The sequence below is a fragment of the Nonomuraea sp. NPDC049421 genome, assembly GCF_040677005.1.
GTDB lineage: Bacteria > Actinomycetota > Actinomycetes > Streptosporangiales > Streptosporangiaceae > Nonomuraea > Nonomuraea salmonea.
Genome location: NZ_JBFAQA010000003.1, coordinates 377,614 through 394,804, shown reverse-complemented (window position 1 = coordinate 394,804; position 17,191 = coordinate 377,614). Strand labels below are relative to the sequence as shown.

Annotated in this window: 16 protein-coding genes and 1 pseudogene; 14 read left to right on the top strand and 3 right to left on the bottom strand. The window is 70.1% G+C overall.

Features of this window, described 5'->3' with window-relative positions; translation table 11 throughout:
- Positions 1-16 precede the first annotated feature (16 nt).
- The 4 genes and pseudogenes from AB0K18_RS07875 to AB0K18_RS07860 all read left to right on the top strand — a co-directional run bounded on the left by AB0K18_RS07875 (position 17) and on the right by AB0K18_RS07860 (position 3,354).
- Positions 17-901 (top strand): ABC transporter ATP-binding protein, encoded by an 885-nt coding sequence (locus tag AB0K18_RS07875; RefSeq protein ID WP_364911420.1) that lies wholly within the window; start codon positions 17-19, stop codon positions 899-901.
- Positions 901-1,635: an ABC transporter permease gene (locus tag AB0K18_RS07870; protein WP_364911417.1), complete on the top strand. Its 735-nt coding sequence runs from the start codon at positions 901-903 to the stop codon at positions 1,633-1,635. The genes AB0K18_RS07875 and AB0K18_RS07870 overlap by 1 nt, the downstream gene beginning before the upstream one ends.
- Positions 1,632-2,753: a histidine kinase gene (locus AB0K18_RS07865; protein ID WP_364911414.1), complete on the top strand. Its 1,122-nt coding sequence runs from the start codon at positions 1,632-1,634 to the stop codon at positions 2,751-2,753. Before AB0K18_RS07870 ends, AB0K18_RS07865 begins: the two co-directional genes overlap by 4 nt.
- A pseudogene (locus AB0K18_RS07860) lies at positions 2,750-3,354 on the top strand (response regulator transcription factor). The gene AB0K18_RS07865 and the pseudogene AB0K18_RS07860 overlap by 4 nt, the downstream one beginning before the upstream one ends.
- Positions 3,355-3,510: 156 nt before the next feature.
- Here the strand turns inward: AB0K18_RS07860 and AB0K18_RS07855 are convergent.
- Positions 3,511-4,533 carry an EAL domain-containing protein gene (locus AB0K18_RS07855; protein WP_364911411.1) on the bottom strand — a complete coding sequence of 341 codons (1,023 nt, stop codon included), beginning with the start codon at positions 4,531-4,533 and terminating at the stop codon, positions 3,511-3,513.
- Between the two features lie 315 nt (positions 4,534-4,848).
- On the opposite strand from AB0K18_RS07855, the gene AB0K18_RS07850 reads away from it, so the two are divergent.
- The gene (locus tag AB0K18_RS07850; protein WP_364911408.1) at positions 4,849-5,505 is read left to right on the top strand and encodes an acVLRF1 family peptidyl-tRNA hydrolase; all 657 of its coding nucleotides are present in this window, start codon (positions 4,849-4,851) and stop codon (positions 5,503-5,505) included.
- 4 nt (positions 5,506-5,509) lie between these two features.
- Here the strand turns inward: AB0K18_RS07850 and AB0K18_RS07845 are convergent, their stop codons facing one another.
- On the bottom strand, positions 5,510-5,644 hold the full coding sequence (locus AB0K18_RS07845; RefSeq protein ID WP_364911405.1) for a hypothetical protein: 135 nt from the start codon (positions 5,642-5,644) through the stop codon (positions 5,510-5,512).
- 23 nt (positions 5,645-5,667) lie between these two features.
- A complete protein-coding gene (locus AB0K18_RS07840) occupies positions 5,668-5,868 on the bottom strand; it encodes a hypothetical protein (RefSeq protein WP_364911402.1) in 201 nt (66 codons plus the stop codon).
- Positions 5,869-5,963: 95 nt separating this feature from the next.
- Here AB0K18_RS07840 and AB0K18_RS07835 point away from each other — a divergent pair, with 95 nt between their 5' ends.
- The 9 genes from AB0K18_RS07835 to AB0K18_RS07795 all read left to right on the top strand — a co-directional run bounded on the left by AB0K18_RS07835 (position 5,964) and on the right by AB0K18_RS07795 (position 17,063).
- Positions 5,964-6,533 (top strand): TetR/AcrR family transcriptional regulator, encoded by a 570-nt coding sequence (locus tag AB0K18_RS07835; protein WP_364911399.1) that lies wholly within the window; start codon positions 5,964-5,966, stop codon positions 6,531-6,533.
- Positions 6,534-6,710: 177 nt separating this feature from the next.
- Positions 6,711-7,730: a LacI family DNA-binding transcriptional regulator gene (locus AB0K18_RS07830; protein WP_364911396.1), complete on the top strand. Its 1,020-nt coding sequence runs from the start codon at positions 6,711-6,713 to the stop codon at positions 7,728-7,730.
- 616 nt (positions 7,731-8,346) lie between these two features.
- Positions 8,347-8,976, top strand: coding sequence for a DUF624 domain-containing protein (locus tag AB0K18_RS07825; RefSeq protein WP_364911393.1), 630 nt, complete (start codon positions 8,347-8,349; stop codon positions 8,974-8,976).
- Between the two features lie 53 nt (positions 8,977-9,029).
- Complete coding sequence (locus AB0K18_RS07820) at positions 9,030-10,532, top strand: extracellular solute-binding protein (protein WP_364911390.1); 1,503 nt, start codon at positions 9,030-9,032, stop codon at positions 10,530-10,532.
- A gap of 50 nt (positions 10,533-10,582) precedes the next feature.
- Positions 10,583-11,545: an ABC transporter permease subunit gene (locus AB0K18_RS07815; RefSeq protein ID WP_364911387.1), complete on the top strand. Its 963-nt coding sequence runs from the start codon at positions 10,583-10,585 to the stop codon at positions 11,543-11,545.
- 9 nt (positions 11,546-11,554) lie between these two features.
- Positions 11,555-12,430 carry a carbohydrate ABC transporter permease gene (locus tag AB0K18_RS07810; RefSeq protein ID WP_364911384.1) on the top strand — a complete coding sequence of 292 codons (876 nt, stop codon included), beginning with the start codon at positions 11,555-11,557 and terminating at the stop codon, positions 12,428-12,430.
- 19 nt (positions 12,431-12,449) lie between these two features.
- Entirely contained in the window at positions 12,450-15,026 is a 2,577-nt protein-coding gene (locus tag AB0K18_RS07805; protein ID WP_364911381.1) for a Tat pathway signal sequence domain protein, read from the top strand.
- A gap of 109 nt (positions 15,027-15,135) precedes the next feature.
- A complete protein-coding gene (gene abc-f / locus AB0K18_RS07800; protein ID WP_364911377.1) occupies positions 15,136-16,734 on the top strand; it encodes a ribosomal protection-like ABC-F family protein in 1,599 nt (532 codons plus the stop codon).
- Between the two features lie 113 nt (positions 16,735-16,847).
- Positions 16,848-17,063, top strand: a complete 216-nt coding sequence (locus AB0K18_RS07795) for a helix-turn-helix domain-containing protein (protein ID WP_020547488.1) — start codon at positions 16,848-16,850, stop codon at positions 17,061-17,063.
- Positions 17,064-17,191: the final 128 nt, after the last annotated feature.

The following is a 17,191-nucleotide window of genomic DNA, read 5'->3' as shown; positions in this document are numbered from 1 at the left end:
CCGTAGCGTTCCCTGCATGAACGCCATCGTGTTCGACCACGTCAGCAAGCACTACGGGGACGTGCTCGCCGTCGACGACCTGTCGCTGTCCGTCGAGCCGGGCTCGACGGTCGCGCTGCTCGGCCCCAACGGGGCCGGCAAGTCCACCTCCATCAACCTGCTGCTCGGCCTCCTCCTGCCCACCGCGGGCACGGTGGCGGTGCACGGGCGCGCTCCCGCCGAGGCGGTCAGGGAGGGGGAGATGGGCGCCATGCTCCAGGACGGCGCCCTCATCCCCGAGCTGACCGTCAAGGAGCTCGTCGACCTCGTCCGCCGCCTCTACCCCCGGCCCCTCGACCTGGCCGACGTCCTGGAGCTGGCCGACCTGACGAGCCTGGCCGGGCGGCGGGCGGGCAAGCTGTCCGGCGGGCAGGCGCAGCGGGTCAGGTTCGCCCTCGCGATCGCCGGGGCGCCGAAGATCCTGCTGCTCGACGAGCCCACCGCCGCCATGGACGTCGAGTCCAGGCTGCGCTTCTGGGCCGGCATGCACGACTACGCCGCAGGTGGACGTACCGTCGTGTTCGCCACCCACTACCTGGAGGAGGCCGACGAGCACTCCGACCGGGTGATCGTCATCGCGCGCGGCCGGCTGGCCGCCGACGGCACCGCCGCCCAGATCAAGGCCGGCGCCGGAGGCAGCGCCGTCAGCTTCGACCTCGGCGACCAGCCGGCGGCGGGGCTCGACCGGCTGCCCGGCGTCAGCGCCGTCGAGATCCTGGACGGCATGGCCACCCTGCACACCTCCGACCCCGACGCCACCCTCGACGCCCTCTACCGGGGTACCGCGCTCGACGTGCGCGGCGTCCGGCTGGCCGGCGCCGACCTCGAGGCCGCCTTCCTCCAGCTCACCCGGGAATCCTGATGCTCGCCTTCGCCAAGGCCGACATCCTGCGCATGCTGCGCAACAGGCGCTACTTCGTCTTCGTCGTGGCCTTCCCCGTACTGCTGTACGTGATCAACGCCGACGTCTACGGCCAGGACACCGACGCGGGCGGCGTCAAGTACAGCGTCCTGCTCATGGTGTCGATGGCCGCCTACGGGGCGCTCGCATCGTCCACGATGAGCTCCGCCGTGCCGCTGGCCACCGAACGGCAGTCCGGCTGGCTGCGCCAGCTCCAGATCACCCCGCTGCCCGGCTCCGCCGTCATCGCCGCCAGGCTCGTGACCGCGATGACGCTCGTGCTGCCCGCGCTCGTGCTGGTCAGCCTGGTCGCGATCGTGCAGCAGGGCGTGTCGCTGCCGCCCGGCAGGTGGCTGGTGCTGCTGCTGGCCCTGTGGCTGGGCGCGGCGCCGTTCGTGGCGCTCGGGCTGGCCATCGGGTCGGCGCTGACCGCCGACGCCGCCCAGCCCGTCGCGATGATCTGCATGTTCGCGCTGGCCATCGCGGGAGGCCTCTGGTTCCCGCCGGAGGTCTTCGGCGCCACCATGAAGACCGTGGCCGAGCTGACGCCCTCCTTCCACTACGCGAGCCTCGGCTGGAGCCTGGCCGCCGGGAACGGTGTCGCCATGACGGACGTGCTGGTCGTCGCCGGGTGGGCGGTGGTGCTGGGCTCGCTCGCGGTCGTCCTCTACCGGCGGGCTACCGTACGGGCATGAGCTTCGCCGACCGGATCAGCTTCGACGGCCCCGACGAGAACGGGTCGCCCGCCAGGCGACTGGTCGGTGTCTCCGTCGGCATGGTCTACCTCCTCTTCCCCGTCGCCGACATCGTGACCGGCGCCTTCACCGGGACGAAGGCGGTCTGGGCCTGCCTGCTGCTGGTGACGTACGTCGGCGCCTACATCCTCGTCGTCGCGAGCTCCCCGGGCAGGCTCAGTCTGGGCCGCTTCATCTACCCGCTGTTCGCGCTGGTCAGCGTGCTCGGCGTGACCGCCGCGCTCGCCTTCGGCGGAGCCTGGCTGTGCCTGCCGGTCTACACCGTCGTCCTGTACGCCTTCGCTCTCCGGCCCGCCCACGCGCTGATCGGCATGGTCCTCAGCCTGCTGGTCGTCATCGGCGGCGGCCTGCTGCATCGCGACGACTGGGACACCATCGCCGTGCTCGCCGTCCAGGTGGTGACGCTCGGGGTGCTGTTCATCAGCGTGCGCAACACCCGCGCGCTGAGCCACCGGCTGCGCCTCGCCCAGGACGAGGTGGCCAGGCTCGCCGCCACCGAGGAACGCCTGCGCATCGCCCGCGACCTGCACGACCTGCTCGGCCACAGCCTGTCGCTGATCGTGCTCAAGAGCGAACTGGCCGGGCGGCTGGCCGAGGAGTCGCCCCGGGCGCGCCAGGAGATCGCCGACATCGAGTCCGTCGCCAGGAAGGCGCTGACCGAGGTGCGCGAGGCGGTCACCGGCTACCGGCAGCGCAGCCTCGCCGAGGAGCTCGACAGCGCCCGCGCGGTGCTGGCGGCCGCCGGGGTCGCGGCCGAGGTGCGCGTCGTCGGCGGGCCGCCGCCGGGCGTGCTCGACGAGCTGTTCGGGTGGAGCGTGCGCGAGGGCGTCACCAACGTCGTCCGCCACGCGCACGCCACCCGGTGCGAGATCACCGTGACCGTCTCGGAGTCCGGCGCCGTGCTGGAGATCGTGGACGACGGGGACGGCGGCGGCGGGCCGTACGCGATGGGCAGCGGCCTTCGCGGGCTCACCGAGCGGGTGACCGGCGCGAACGGCACGGTCACGGCCGGCGACCACCGGCTCAGGGTGCTGGTTCCCGCAGTGGAGTACGCATGATCAGAGTCCTCCTGGCCGAAGACCAGGGCATGGTGCGCGGGGCGCTGGCCTCCCTGCTGGGCCTCGAACCCGACATCGAGGTCGTCGGCGAGGCCGCGGACGGCGACGAGGCGCTGGCCGTCGCCACCGCCGTCCGGCCTGACGTGGCGCTGCTCGACATCGAGATGCCCCGCACCGACGGGCTCGCCGCCTGCCGCGCCATCGGTCGCGACGTGCCCGCTGCCGGGTGATGATCCTCACCACCTTCGGCCGGCCCGGCTACCTGCGCACCGCCATGGAGGCCGGCGCGGTGGCCTTCCTCGTCAAGGACAGCCCGGCCAGAGAGCTGGCGGCGGCCATCCGGCGGGTCCACGCGGGGGAGCGCCTCATCGACCCCGCTCTGGCGGCGGCTGCGCTCAGCACGGGGCCCAACCCGCTGTCGGGACGCGAGCGCGACGTCCTGAGTGCGGCGGCCGACGGCGCCACGATCGCGGACATCGCCGCACGCCTGCACCTGTCGGAGGGCACCGTCCGCAACTACCTGTCGTCCGCCATCCAGAAAACCCACACCCGCAACCGCATCGAAGCCGTCCAACGCGCCCGGACGCAGGGCTGGCTCTAACACCCGCCCTGCCGCCCGGCCCCCGGCCCCCGGCCCCCGGCCTTTGGACCCCTGGCCTTTGGCCCGGTGGCTCTGGCCCCATGGCCCTCGGCTGCCCGGCCTCCGGCTTCTGGCCCCCTGGCCCCATCCTTTGGCTCCCTGGCCACTGGGCGGTGGTCAGGTTCTGGTTGTCAGCTCTTTGATCAGGTCTGAGATGCGGACGATGCCCAGGCAGCGGTTCAGTTCGTCCGTTACCACCAGGTCGTCGTAGACGCGGGCTGCGTCGCGGCCGGCGGCTTGCATGGCGGCGACGGCCGGCGTCGTGCGGGGGACCGTACGCGGGGGGTCGGCCAGGCGGTGGGCCGGTTTGGAGCCGTGCAGGGCGTGGCCGTAACGGGCGGCGATCGAGAGCAGGAAGCGGCTGCGGTCGAGGCTGCCCGTCGGGCGCTGGAACTCGTCCACCAGGATCACGCTGGTGATCGTCGGCTCGTGGCCGAAGGCGGCCACCGCCTCCTCCGCCTTGGCCTCGGCGGGCAGCGTCACGGCGGGCAGCAGCAGCTCCTGGACGCGGGGGCCGAGCATCGCTGAGGCGGGCGGCTCGTCGGTGATCGGCAGCGGGACACGTACCTTGCCGTCCGGGCCTGGAGCGAGCAGCGGGCCGTGTGCGAGGCGGACGCCCAGCCCGCGCATCACCGCCGCCTGCTGCTCCCGTTCCACGCCGGGCGCCATGACGTGGGCGCCGATGCCGCGTGCCAGCGTGACCACCGCCCGCGCCACCGCCGTCGCCCGGTGGTCGCCCGGGACGCGCGCCACCACCTCGGGGTCCAGGGCCAGCAGGTACGGGGCCGCGCCGGCCACCAGGTCGAGGCTCGGGCCCGCCACGCCCATGTCCGCGAAGCCCAGCAGGTAGCCGATCGACCGCAGCCCGTCGATGCCCACCTTCAGCAGCGGCCGGTCCTGTTCGCGGCACGTACCGGTGAGGAGGAGGATCGCCTCGCGCGGATGCCGTCCCGCCCGCCGCAGCGCCTCGTGCAGCGGGGCCAGCGCGCCCGCGCCCGACAGCACCACCCCGATCGGCAGCTCCAGCACCATGGGCAGCGGCGTGGCGCGCAGGACGCCGGAGGGGTCCACGACGGCGGGGTGCGCGATGACGGCCCCGGTGTCGAGATCCACCAAGGGGCTGGTGAGCAGGGAGGACACGTAAGGAATGGTGGTCCTTTCGCAGCTTCCGCCAGAAGAGCAGGAAAGGAGAATTCACCGGCATTTCGGTTGAGGTTCTCGGGGGTGGGGGAGGCGGCGTCCGTCCTAGGAGTTTCTGGGGGTGGGGAGGCGGCGTCCATGTCTGGGGTTCTCGTGGGGGAGCCGGTGACCGTCCCTGACGTGCCCGTGGGTGGGGGAGCGGGCTGCCGTCCCTTAAGTTCTCGCGGGTGAGAGGGATCGTTCCATGAGTCGGCGTCTCGCGCCGCTCTGGGTGGGGTGGTCGAGGGGGTGGGGTTGTTCGGTAGGGTTCGCGGCATGGGCGGGCGTCCGGCGAAGGGCGGCGGCCGGTGGGTCTGCGTGCCGCCGGAGCGCCTGCACCCGTGGATCGACGGGTTCGCCGGGCGCCATGGGCCCTTCTCGGCGAGTGGTGATGGCCGCGTCGTCCGGCTGGTGGCCGACGATGGGGCGCTGGCCGAGTTCCAGGTGCCTTTTCCGCCCTTGGTGCCGCCTGGGCCGCCGCACGTCACTCGGCTGGTCACGCACGCGCGGGCCGCGCGGCGGGTCGGGGTGTTCCTGGTGCGGCTCGGTGGGTACGCGGCCGGGGTCTTCCATGGGGACGAGCTGGTGGTGTCCAAGGTGGGGTCGCGGCTGGTGCAGGGGCGTACGGCGGCCGGGGGATGGTCGCAGCAGCGCTACGCCAGGCGGCGGGCCAACCAGGCGGCGCGGGTGTACGACGACGCCGTGGAGACGGCGGTGCGGGTGCTGACGCCGTACCTGGAGGAGCTGGACGGGGTGGTGTTCGGCGGCGACAGGCGGGCCGTGGACGCGCTGCGGCAGGACCGGCGGCTCGCCCCGCTGCTGGCCCTGGAGCGGGAGCCGTTCCTGGTGGTGCCGGATCCGCGGCTGGCGGTGCTGCGGGAGACGCCCGCGCAGTTCAGGGCGGTACGGATCCGCGTGGTGGATCCGGGGTGACCTCTCAACGGCTGAAGGCGGGGATGTGGTCGGTGAGGTAGGTGGGGGTTTCGAGGTGGGCGGCCATCTCGGGGACGGGGAGGTCCGCGTAGCGGTACGGGCGGCCCAGGACGCGGCCGATCTCCTCGGCGATCCTCACGTGCGGCAGTGATTAGGGGCCGGTCAGCAGGTGGTCGCGGCCGGGGCCGACGGGAGCGGTGAGCAGGCGGCGGTGTCGGCGACGTTGCGGGCGTCGATGTAGTTGACGGGGGCGGTGCCGTACGAGCCGTGCATGACGCCGTCCGCGAAGTCGTACGGGAGGTTCTGCATGAAGCCGGTCGGCCGCAGGATCGCCCACGGCACGCCCGATGGACCCGGTGGCACCGGTCAAGAGCACACCTCCATAAGCGGAAAGTCGTATTCCGGTTGACCGGACGGTACACTATGCGGAATCGAATCGTCCACTTAGGAGCCGGTACGTGCGCGCCGACGCAAGACGGAACCTCGGCAAGATCGTCACAGCCGCCGCCGAGGCCATCGCGGAGCGCGGCGTCAACGTCCCCATGGAGGTCATCGCCCGGCGCGCGGGCGTCGGCGTCGGCACCCTCTACCGGCGCTTCCCCGACCGCCACGCCCTGATCGCGGCCATCGGCGAGCACTACGTGCACACGATGACCGAGGCGCTCGACACCGCCACGGCAGAGCACGGCGACGCGTGGAGCGCGATCCGCGCCTTCGTCTCGTGGGCCTCCGAGCCGGGGCGCACCGCGCTGTCCACGGCGCTCGCCGACCTGCCCGACGAGGTGATCGTGGGGCGGGCCGAGTTCAGGCGGGCACGGGAGGAGTGGGTGGAGCGGCTCGACCACCTCGTACGCCGGGCGCAGGCCGACGGCTCGATGCGGGCGGACGTCGGCGTGGACGACCTCGTCCACCTCCTGAACGTCTTCACCTGCCACCCCGGCCACCTTCCGGCGCCCGTGGCCGCCGATCCCGGGCGGTACCTGGGGCTGATGCTCGACGGCATGAGGTCAGGCGTCCCGAACTCGTGAGCGGGAAGCTCTTGAGACGATTCAATAGTTTGCCGCTATGATGAGCCGAGTTCTCGGTGAACCGCGTTCTGCGGCGCACCGGACGACACCGGGTCACGCCTTCCGCAGGTGCGCCGCGTCAGGCGGGCACCCAGGAGGCGCACCCGCACCTTCAGCAGCACGGCCTCGTGAGGATCGATGGCGACCACGAACATCAAGGAGGTCGCGCAGCTGGCGCGCGTCTCGGTCGGCACGGTGAGCAATGTGCTCAACCGCCCCGAGATCGTGTCCCCGGCCACCCGCGAACGCGTCTTCGAAGCGATCAAGAAACTCGGGTTCGTCCGCAACGAGGTGGCCCGCCACCTGCGGGCGGGCCGCAGCCGTACGGTCGGGCTGGTCGTCCTCGACGTCGCCAACCCGTTCTTCGTGGACGTCGCCACCGGCGCCGAGGCGGTCGCCGACGACCACGACACGATGGTGGTGCTCTGCAACAGCGCCGGCGACTCCGGCCGCGAACGCCGCCACCTCGACCAGCTCGAACAGCAGCGGGTGATGGGCGTCCTCATCACGCCCGTCGAGGCCGAGCCGCCCTGGCTCGAAGAGCTCGTCGCCCGCGGCACGCCCGTCGTGCTCGTCGACAGTCCCGCCACCGGGCTGCAATGCTCGGTGGCCGTGGACGACCGGCTCGGCGGCCAGATCGCCGGCGCCCACCTCATCGAACGCGGGCACCGGCGCATCGTCTTCGTCGGCGGGCCGCCGAGCATCAAACAGGTGGCCGACCGGCAGGCCGGCGTGACCAGCGCCGTGGCCGCCGCCGGCGGGGCCGTCGAGCTGCTCACCGCCACCTCGCCGACCCTCACCGTGGCGGAGGGGCGGGCCATCGGCGAACGCGTCGCCGCCCTGCCCCCCTCCGAACGCCCCACCGCCGCCTTCTGCGCCAACGACATGATGGCGCTCGGCTTTCTGCAGGCCATGGCCTCGAACGGGCTGCGGGTGCCGGCCGACATGGCCATCATCGGCTACGACGACATCGACTTCGCCGCCGCGGCCGCCGTCCCCCTCTCCTCGGTCAGACAGCCCCGCGAACTGCTCGGCCGCACCGCCATAGACCTGCTCCTGGAGGAGGTCTCGGAGCCCGAGGAACACCGCCACCGCCAGGTCATCTTCCAGCCCGACCTCGTCATCCGCGACTCCACCGCCCCCCACCGCCCCACCTGACCCGCCCTCAGGGAGGGCGGAGGACTGGGAGGATGGCCGGCACCCGGCTGCGTGGCGCCCGGTTGCGCTGCGCATGCTGTGCGGAGCCCGCATGTGCGGAGCCCGCCCTTCGTGCCCGCCCTTCGTGCCTCATGCCTCGTGCCTCGTATCTGTGCCTCGTGCGCACTGCGCGTCTGCGCCCCCGCGGGTCTCTCGCGCCCCGTGTGCGGGCTCTGGCTTGTGCCCGGGCACCAGGGCTCTCCCGTGGAGCGCGTCGGTGCCTTTCGGCCGTGGCGTTGTGGCTGGTTGTGCGGGTTGTGGGCGGTGGTGGGGCGGAGGTCTTCAGGAGATCTGGGGGCGGAGTCGTGGGTGGTGGCTTTGGGGGGCGGTCCTAGTGGTCTTGCGGGCGGGAATCAACGATTTGGTCTCAGGGGGTGTTGGTTTGGGGGGTTCGGGCTGGTCGAAGGAGGGCTTCTGGGTGGGGTTCGGAAATGTCGGATGTTTGTGTCATTGACTTTGAGTCGATTCAACACTAATTTCGCACCAACCGCCGTTCACTACCTTGTAACTGGGCAGGAACCACGGTGCAACACTCCACCCCCGCATTCGTGCACGTGCCACGAGAAGGTGGTGCCGGATGAACCATCCCGCCATGTCGATCAGGATCCAAGCTGCCTGCTCAGAGCTCATCTGGGTGGTGCAGCTCAACCTGATGTGGCTCGTCTTCACTCTGGCGGGAGGCGTGGTGCTCGGGATCGGGCCCGCCACCGTGGCCGCGTACACGCTGGCCCGGCGGCATGCCAGGAATGAATCGTTTCAGGCGTGGGCCGAATTCTGGGCCGCCTACCGGCGGGAGTTCGTCCGCGGCTCGCTGCTCGTCCTGCCGGCGGCGGTACTCGCCGTCGTCCTGGTCGGCAACTACCTGTACTTCTCCGTCCTCGGCCAGGACGCGGGCGCGCTGCGGGTCACGACGTTCGTGGCGCTGCTGGCGCTGGGCGCCGTCGGGGCCTACGTCGGCCCGCTCTACACGCACTACGAGCTGCCGCTGTGGGCGTACATCCCGAAGGCGTCGCTGCTCGCGCTGACCCGGCCGGCCTCCACCGTGCTGCTGATGTTCACGCTGTGGGCGATCGTCTACGCGACCTCGCAGCTGCCCGTCCTGGCGCCCCTGGTCAGCATCGGCGCGTGGATCTCTGTCAACACCTGGCTCTGCCTGCGCTTCTTCGAGGAGAACGAGGCGCGTCTGCATTCGGAAGGAAACCCATGAGCGCATCCCGTAGTCGCCTCCTCGCTGGAGCGTTAGCGCTAACAACCGCCCTGGTGGCCTCCGCGTGCTCCGGCACCGGCGCCGGCGGCGGTGAAGGCCAGGCGGACGACGGCACGATCACGTTCATGACGCAGCTGTTCGGCACCGCCCCCGACCCCCAGGGTGAGCTGCACCAGGCGGTCGAGAAGTTCCTGGGCAAGAAGATCAAGGTCACCTGGGTGCCGAACGCCGAGTACTCGGAGAAGGTCAACGTCACCCTGGCCTCGGACAACCTGCCCGACGTCATGGTGGTCGATCCGAAGTCGCCGGCGTTCGGCAAGGCGGCGGAGGCCGGGGCGTTCTGGGACCTCACCGAGAAGATCAAGAACTACCCGAACCTCGTCGGTGACCCCAAGGTCCTGCTGAACTCCTCGATCAACGGCAAGGTGTACGGCATCTACCGCATCAGGCCGCAGCTCCGCTCCGCGGTGATGATCCGCAAGGACTGGCTGAAGAAGGTCGGCCTGGAGGCGCCCAAGACCACGGACGACCTCTACGAGATCGCCGAGGCGTTCACCAAGAAGGATCCGGACGGCAACGGCAAGGACGACACCTACGGCCTCATCATCCCGAAGTGGCCGGGCGTCACGTTCTCCGCCTCCAGCCCGTTCAACGTGATGGACGTCTGGTTCGGCGCGCCGAACAACTGGGGCGAGCGCGACGGCAAGATCGTGCCGGAGTTCGACGTGCCCGAGTTCTTCGAGGCGAACCGCTTCATGAAGAAGATGATCGACGAGGGCCTGGTCAACCCCGACTGGAACACCCTCGACACCGCCAAGTGGAACGACCCGTTCGTCCAGGGCAAGGGCGGCATCATCATCGACGTCGACGTACGCACGACGCAGCTGCTCGATCTGCTCAAGGAGCAGGACCCCGAGACGTACGGCGACAAGGTCCTGACGGTCGGCAACCTGGCCCGCCCCGACGGCAAGAAGTTCTCGCTGCCGTTCACCGGCTACAAGGACGTGCTGGCCGTCTCCAAGCAGCGCATCCGCACCGAGGCCCAGCTGGACCAGCTGCTCACCACGCTGGACAAGCTGGCCACCAAGGAAGGCCAGGTGCTGCTGTCCAACGGCATCGAGGGCCGCAACTTCAAGGTCGAGAACGGCGTGGCCGTGCTCATCAACCAGGACGACCCCAAGGTCAAGCAGCTCCAGGACGACGTGGACAAGGCGTTCATCCAGCTCGGCACGCAGGCCAGCACGGGCGTCGGCGGCGTCGCCTACCCGCGGGTGCCGCCGGAGGAGCCGTACCGCAAGGACCTCGAGGAGCGCGCGAAGCGCGTCGAGGAGGACCTGAAGACGGCCGTGTGGGACGTCAGCGCCCCGGTGGTCTCGCCGACGGCGGTGGAGAAGGGCGCGACGCTCAACCCGATCGTCACCGACGCCCGGATCAAGTACCTCGCGGGCCAGATCACCGAGGACGAGCTCAAGGCCGAGATCAAGCGCTGGTACGACAGCGGCGGCACGCAGATCGCCCAAGAGATCCAGGACCTGGTCTCCAAGCTCGGCCAGTGACGCAAGCAGGGAGGGGCCCGGCCGGGCCCCTCCCATGGAAAGGAGGCCGAGTGGCCACCGACCTGGCGACGCCACCGGTCAAGACGGCCAGGACGCCCGGGAGCCCGCCCGGCGTGGCCCGCCGGCTGTGGCGGTTCCGATGGTTGTACCTGATGCTCGTTCCCGGGCTGGCGTACTTCCTGGTCTTCAAGTACGTCCCGATGCGCGGCCTGCAGATCGCCTTCCAGGACTTCATCCCGTTCCTGGGCTACAACGGCAGCGAGTGGGTGGGTTTCAAGCACTTCGTGAACCTGTTCACGGGGCCGGACTTCAACCGCCTGATGTACAACACGCTGTTCCTGGCGCTGCTGAACATCATCTTCGTCTTCCCCGCGCCGATCATCGTCGCTCTGATGCTGAACGAGCTGCGGATCAACATCCTCAAGCGCTCGGTGCAGTCGCTGATCTACATCCCGCACTTCCTGTCGTGGACGATCGTCGCGTCGCTGACGTACATCCTGTTCTCGGTGGACTACGGCGTGATCGCCGGCTGGATTCATGAACTGGTCGGCGGCACCAAGGTCGACTACGTGGCGCAGCCCGAGTGGTTCAGGCCCGTCATCATCCTGCAGACGCTGTGGAAGACGACCGGGTGGACGACGATCATCTACCTGGCGGCGCTCGCGGGCGTGAACCACGATCTGTACGAGGCGGCCAGGATGGACGGCGCCGGCCGCTGGCGGCAGCTCTGGCACGTCACGCTGCCCGCCATCCGCCCGACCATCGTCGTCATGGCCATCCTCATGTCGGGAAACCTGCTCGACATGAGCTTCGAGCAGATCTGGCTCATGACCAACAACCTCAACCGCGCCACGGCCGACGTCTTCGACACCTTCGTCTACTACGTGGGCATCAACCAGGGCGCGTACAGCTACGCCACGGCCGTCGGCCTGTTCAAGGGCGTGGCGGGAGTCCTGCTGATCTTCGGTTCCAACTGGCTGGCCAAGCGCCTCGGCCAGCGGGGCCTGTTCTAGGAGCGCCGCATGTCCGTCAACCAGTACCGCTCCACGGGCAGCCGGATCTTCGACGCGATCAACATCATCGTGCTGACCGGGCTGGGCCTGATCACGCTCCTGCCGCTGCTGTACGTCCTCGCCGGCTCGTTCGCCTCGGAGTCGGAGATCGCCTCGCGGACGTTCTTCCTGTGGCCGCACAAGTTCGTCACCAGCACCTATGAGTACATCTTCGCCACCGACGTCTTCATCAGGGCGCTGCTGACGACGGTCGGGGTGACGCTCGTCGGCACGGTCGTGCAGCTCATGCTGACGCTGACCATGGCGTACCCGCTGGCCAAGCGCTACCTGCCGGGCCGGGCGCTGGCGCTCAACCTGGTGATCTTCACGGTGGTGTTCAGCGGCGGCATCATCCCGACCTATCTGGTGGTCCGCGACCTGGGCCTGCTCAACAGCTACTGGGCGCTGATCCTGCCGCTCGCGATCAACCCGTTCTACCTGCTCATCGTCAAGAGCTTCTTCCAGGAGCTGCCGGAGGCGCTGGAGGAGGCGGCGCGCATCGACGGCTGCACCGAGATGGGCGTCTTCTTCAGGATCGTGCTGCCGCTGTCGAAGCCGATCATCGCGACGTTCTCGCTGTTCTACGCCGTGGGCATCTGGAACGACTACATGTCGCCGCTGCTCTACATCGACGACTCCAGCAAGTGGACGCTGCAGGTGCTGGTCCGCCAGCTCACCGGCGCGGACGCGCAGAACGCGCTGTCGGCCCTCGAGTCGGTGTTCTTCCCCACGCAGGGGCTGAAGTTCGCCGTCGTGGTCATCGCCACGCTGCCGATCCTGTGCTTCTACCCGTTCCTGCAGAAGCACTTCGTCAAGGGCGTGCTGATCGGGTCGGTCAAGGAATGAGGGAAGGGAAGGACTTCACATGACCGAGCTGCGCTGGCTGGACCGGCCCGGCGACCAGGGAACGACCTGGGGGGTGCCGTGGCCGCGCGGCGCGGTCGCGTCCGGCACGCCGTTCGCGCTGGCCGACGCCGAGGGGCGTGCGGTGCCGGTGCAGAGCTGGGTGACCGCCACCTGGCCGGACGGCTCGGTCAAGTGGTCGGCGCACACGATCGGGGCGGGGCCCCACGCGGAGGCGTACCGGCTGGAGCCCGGACGCGAGCCGGCCGCCCCCGCGACGCCCGTCACGGTCGCCCGCGAGGGCCGCGAGCTGGTGGTGAGCACCGGCGTGATCACCTGGCGCATCGGCGGCGGCACGCTGGCCAGGTCGGTCACGCGCGCGGGCCGCGAGATCGCGAGGGACGTGCGCCTGGTCAGCCTGCGCCAGCGCGAGCCGACGCCCGACGAGGGCGGCCACGTGGCCCGCGAGCGCGCGGACGGCGTCGTCGAGAGCGTCACCGTCGAGCAGGACGGGCCGGTGCGCGCGGTCGTACGGCTGGAGGGCAGGCACGGCGACCGGCTGCCGTTCACCGTGCGGCTCTACTTCCACGCCGGCGCCGAGCACGTACGGCTGATGCACACCTTCGTCTGGGACCGCGACCCCGACCGCGACTTCCTGGCCGGGCTCGGGGTGCGCGCCGGCGTGGTCATGCGCGACGAGCCGCACGACCGGCACGTCCGCCTGGCCGGCGCCACGGGCTTCCTCACCGAGGCGGTACGCGGGCTCACCGGCCTGCGCGTCGACCCGGGCGAGGCGGCCCGCCGCAACCAGGTCGAGGGCCGCCCCGCCGGGCCGCTCGCCCCCGGGGTCGCCACCCGGCTGCACCTCATCCCCACCTGGAGCGACTACACCCTCGACCAGGGCTCGGCCGACGGCTACACGCTGCGCAAACGCACCAAGGACGGCCACGCATGGGTGACGATCCCGTCGGGGACGCGCTCAGCCGGCTACGGCTACGCCGGCGGGGTGAGCGGCGGCCTCGGCTTCGGGCTGCGCGACTTCTGGCGCCTGCACCCCACCCGCCTCGACGTCAGGAACGCCGCCACCGATCTCGCCACCGCCACCGTCTGGCTCTGGTCGCCCTCCGCCCCGGCCATGGACCTGCGCTTCTACCACGACGGCATGGGCCAGGACACCTTCGCCGAGCAGCTCGAAGGGCTGGAGGTCACGTACGAGGACTACGAGCCGGGGTTCGGTGACCCGCGGGGCATCGCGCGTACGCATGAGCTGAGCCTGCGCTTCCACGAGAGCACGCCGGCCGCCGGCGAGCTGGCCGCGCACGCCGCCGCGATGAACGAGCCAGGACTGCTGACCGCGAGCCCCGAGCGGATCCGCGCGGCGGGCGTGTTCGGCGTCTGGGAGCTGCCCGACCGCTCCACCCCCGCCCGCGCCGCCATCGAGGACCGCCTGGACTTCCTGTTCGACCTGTACGCCCGAGAACGCGAGCAGCGCCGCTGGTACGGCTTCTGGGACTACGGCGACGTCATGCACACCTACGACGCCGACCGGCACACCTGGCGCTACGACGTGGGCGGCTACGCCTGGGACAACTCCGAGCTGTCGCCCGACCTGTGGCTCTGGCTGCAGTATCTGCGCACGGGAAGGGCCGACGTCTTCCGCTTCGCCGAGGCGATGACCCGCCACACCGGCGAGGTGGACGTCTACCACCTCGGCAGGTGGCAGGGCATGGGCAGCAGGCACAACGTGCAGCACTGGGGCTGCAGCTGCAAGCAGGTGCGCATCTCCAACGCCGCCTACCGGCGCTTCCACTACTACCTGACCGCCGACGAGCGCACCGGCGACCTGCTGGACGAGCAGAGCGCGCCCGAGCGTACGTTCCTCGCCGTGGACCCGCTGCGCAAGGTACGCGACGACGTCTACACGCCCGATCCTTCCGCCCTGTCGGTCGGGCTCGGCACCGATTGGGGCGCGCTCGCCGCCGCCTGGCTCACCCGCTGGGAGCGGCACGGCGACGAACGCGCCCGCGACCGGCTGCTCGGCACCATGGCCGACATCGCCGCGATGCCGCGCCGCTTCCTGACCGGGGAGGGCCGGCTGGACCTGGAGACCGGCCGCTTCGACACCTCGCGCGACCAGATCTCGATCTCGCACCTGTCGTCGCTGTTCGGGCTGCCGGAGATCTGCGCCGAGCTGATCGGGCTCGGCCTGGACGTGCCCGGCTTCGAGGCGGCCTGGCTGGAGTACTGCCGCCTCTACCTCGCCACCCCCGAGCAGCAGGAGGCGGAGGTGGGCCGGCCGCTGACCGGGATCTCGCTGATCGAGGCGCACAGCAGGCTCACCGCGTACGCGGCGGCGCGCACGGGGGACGCGGGGCTCGCCGCTCTGGCGTGGCGCAAGTTCTTCACCGGCGAGGGCGACCAGCTCAACGACAACCCGCTGACCGAGCAGAAGGAGTGGGCGCTGACGACGGTGGACGGCCCGCGGGTGCCGCACGCGGTGCGCGAGGCGGCGTTCGTCGGCACCAACAGCGCGGCGCAGTACGGCCTGGCCGCGATCCACAACCTGGCCCTGATAGGGGAGCACCTGCCGGAGAAATAGCAGAGGTGGAGCCCCTGCTGGGGGCTCTACACTGATCGGTATGCATACTCCCGATTGACCGGCGTCGCACGCCCAATCCTCGTTTCCTAGCTCGGGAGTGTCCGGTCACATGATCATCGCCAATGATATCGAACTGCGCGCGGGCGCGCGCCTGCTCATCGAGAAAGCCTCCTTCCGGGTCAACCCCGGTGACAAGATCGGGCTCGTCGGCCGCAACGGCGCGGGCAAGACCACGCTGACCAAGGTGCTGGCGGGCGAGGGGCTGCCCGCCGCAGGCACGGTGACGCGCACCGGCAGCGTGGGCTACCTCCCCCAGGACCCGCGCACCGGTGACCTGCAGGTGCTGGCCCGCGACCGCATCCTGTCGGCGCGCGGCCTCGACGAGGTCATCCGCGAGCTGCGCGAGGCGGAGCTGGGCATGTCCTCCGCCGACGACCGCACCAGGGAGAAGGCCGTGCGCCGCTACGGGCGGCTCGAAGATCAGATGCACGTGCTCGGCGGTTACGCGGCCGAGTCGGAGGCGGCCTCCATCGCCTCCAGCCTCGGTCTGCCCGACCGCGTGCTCGGGCAGCCGCTGCAAACGCTTTCCGGCGGTCAGCGGCGCCGGGTGGAATTGGCGCGAATTCTTTTCAGCGGGGCGGAAACTCTCCTTCTCGACGAGCCGACAAACCACCTAGATGCGGACTCAATCGGGTGGCTTCGTGATTTTTTGCGCAGTCATCAAGGTGGCTTGGTGATCATCAGTCACGACGTCGGCCTTCTTGAAGCCACGGTCAACAAGGTCCTCCATCTCGACGCCAACCGGGCCGCGATCGATCACTACAACGTCGGCTGGACGGCCTACCTCGCCCAGCGCGAGACCGACGAGAAGCGCAGGAAGCGCGAGCGCGCCAACGCCGAGAAACAGGCGGGCGCGCTGCTCGCGCAGGCCGACAAGATGCGTGCCAAGGCCACCAAGGCCAAGGCGGCGCAGGACATGATGCGCCGCGCGCACCGGCTGCTCGCGGGCACCGAGGAGGAGCGCAAGAACGACAAGGTGGCCAAGCTGCGCTTCCCCGAGCCGCAGCCGTGCGGGCGCACCCCGCTGATGGCGCAGGGGCTGTCGAAGTCGTACGGGTCGCTGGAGGTCTTCACCGACGTCGACGTGGCCATCGACCGAGGTCACAGGGTCGTCATCCTGGGCCTGAACGGCGCGGGCAAGACCACGCTGCTGCGCCTGCTGGGCGGCCTGGAAGAGCCCGACACCGGGGGGATCAAGCCGGGGCACGGGCTCAAGATCGGTTATTACGCCCAGGAACACGAGACCCTTGACGCCGACCGTACGCTATTGGAGAACATGCGTTCGGCCGGTGGCGAGTTCACCGACACCGAGTTGCGCAAGGTGCTCGGGTCGTTCCTGTTCACCGGAGACGACGTCGACAAGCCCGCCGGGGTGTTGTCCGGTGGCGAGAAGACCCGTCTCGCACTTGCGATCTTGGTGCTCTCCAGCGCTAATGTCCTGCTTCTCGACGAGCCCACGAACAACCTCGATCCTGTCAGCCGCGAGCAGGTTCTCAATGCTCTGAGGTCGTATTCAGGAGCAATCGTCCTAGTCACGCACGACGAGGGTGCCGTTGACGCCCTGTCACCGGATAGGGTGATCTTGCTACCTGACGGAACTGAAGACGCATGGAGCGACGAATTTTCCGATCTTGTGGCACTCGCCTGATCTTAATTTGAGTGGGTACGGATCTTTTCCCGTGGAGTAGGTAGCCGATCCCGCTGAAATGACTGATCATGGCGGAGTAACGCTGCGGAAGTCCGGCACTACAGGAGGTACTCGTGGCCGAGACACTGAAGAAGGGCACCCGGGTCACCGGGGCCGACCGGGAAAAACTGGCCGGCGATCTCAAGAAGCGCTACGCCGCGGGTGAGAGCATCCGCGCCCTGGCCGCTTCGACCGGTCGGTCCTACGGGTTCATCCACCGCATCCTGAGCGAGTCCGGCGTGACTCTGCGCGGGCGCGGAGGGGCGACCCGAGGCAAGTCCAAGCGCTGACGGCCGCCTCGGAACGTGCGACCGCAGCCGCCCGTCCCAAGTCAGCCGGCGTCGCGCCCGAGCCAGAATCATATTCTGTAGGCTCGGGCGCGACGGTCAGCATTCCGGCATTCCGGAGGCGGAGGGAG